The sequence below is a fragment of the bacterium genome (genome assembly GCA_026398675.1).
In the GTDB taxonomy this organism is placed as follows: domain Bacteria; phylum RBG-13-66-14; class RBG-13-66-14; order RBG-13-66-14; family RBG-13-66-14; genus RBG-13-66-14.
Genome location: JAPLSK010000049.1, coordinates 1 through 1,667, shown reverse-complemented (window position 1 = coordinate 1,667; position 1,667 = coordinate 1). Strand labels below are relative to the sequence as shown.

General features: G+C 65.1%; 1 protein-coding gene. It reads right to left on the bottom strand.

Annotated elements, in window-relative coordinates; genetic code table 11:
• On the bottom strand, positions 1–1,363 hold a 1,363-nt coding region (locus NTW26_00715; protein MCX7020796.1), incomplete at its 3' end, for a protein kinase.
• Positions 1,364–1,667: the final 304 nt, after the last annotated feature.

Here is a 1,667-nt window from a genome sequence, read left to right as displayed (position 1 = left end):
AGGTGGACACGTTGAGCTCCACCTCGAAGGAGACGATGTCGCCCTCGCCGGGGGTGAAGTCGGTTTCCAGGGGGTTGTACTCGTCCTTCTCGAAGCGAAGGGTGTAGGACCGGCCGCGCTGGAGGCGGGTCTTCAGGGGGGTGGTGCCGAAGCGGCGGTCGTTGATGAAGACGGTGGCCTCGGTCGGGCGGCTGATGATGTTTATGATGACCTCGTTCTCGGCCACGGTATACTCCGACCCGGCGATCAGCTGATTCTCCTCATCGCCGCCGTCCTGCAGCTCGAGCCAGTTGATGGTGGAGATGATCCCCCAGACGAGGGCCCCGAGCCCCAGCGCGCCCAGAAGAATCCCCACCACGAGCCGCTTCCGGTAGCGCCACTTCTCCCCCGGGGCCAGGACCTCCTTCTCCCCCCGCAGTCGCCGGTCCTTCTCCTCGGCGTAGATGATCCGCAGGCCCGCGTCCATCTCGTTCGCCAGCTCCGAGGTCGACTGGTAGCGGTCCTCGGGATTCTTCTCCAGGCACTTGAGCATTATCTTCTCGAGCCACTCGGGGATGTCCGAGTTGAGCATCCGGGGCGGGATGGGCGGCTCGTTTATCTGCTTGAAGGCAACGGCTATCTTCTTGTCGGCGGTGAAGGGCAGCCGCTTGGTGAAGAGCTTGTACAAGAGGATGCCCATGGAGTAGATGTCGGAGCGTGCGTCCACGTTGTGCCCCTGGCACTGCTCCGGGCTCATGTACTCCGGGGTGCCGATGGCCGTGTTCTCCTGCACGGCGGCCGTCTTGGCGATGCCGAAGTCCAGCAGGGTGACGTGGCCGTCGGAGCCGATGATCACGTTGCCCGGCTTCACGTCGCAGTGGACCACCCCCCGCGAGTGGGCGAACCCGAGCGCCCTCACGAGCTGGATGGCGTACTGAAGGCCGTCCTTGGTGGAGACGGCCGATTTGGCGATCAGGTGCTCCAGGCTGTCACCGGAGAGGAGGTTCATCACGAAGTAGTTGCGCCCGGCGTCGGTGCCCACGTCGTGGATCATGACGATGTTGGGGTGCTCGAGCTCGGCGGCGCGGTGGGCCTCGGCCAGGAACCGCTCGGCGTACCCCGCGCGCTGGGAAAGCCGCGTGGGCAGGACCTTGACGGCCACATTGCGCTGCAGGTTCTCGTCGTAGGCCTCGTAGACGATGCCCATCCCGCCGATGCCGATGCGCCGGCGGATTTTGTACTTGCCGATGTACGCGGGGACTCCGTCGGCGTCCAGCTTCTCCATGGGAGACGTCTGGATCTGCACCTGCGCGATGGGCTGGCCGCAGTTGTGGCAGAAGTCCGCGTTCTCGTCCACCCGGGAGCCGCAGTGGAAGCAGTACATCCCCGCTCCGAAGTATGCGAATCATCCTAATGGTACGTCTAAAAGCGCCCCGTGGCAAGGGTCACCGAAGAGCGGCCGCTAAGAGAACGAACCGCGCGGGCGGTCCGTTCCCCTGAATTGAGACGACGGCTCGCAGGGCTCCCCTCTCCTTGTGGGAGCGGCGCGCCGACGGGGACGGGGGTGAGGGCTGCCGCGTGTCCCCTCTCCCTTCCAGGGAGAGGGTTAGGGTGAGGGTCGAGGCGTAGAAGCGGCGGGGATAGGAATCCCCGCCCTACATTTAGGAAGAGCCGGGGTGAAGGTCGCT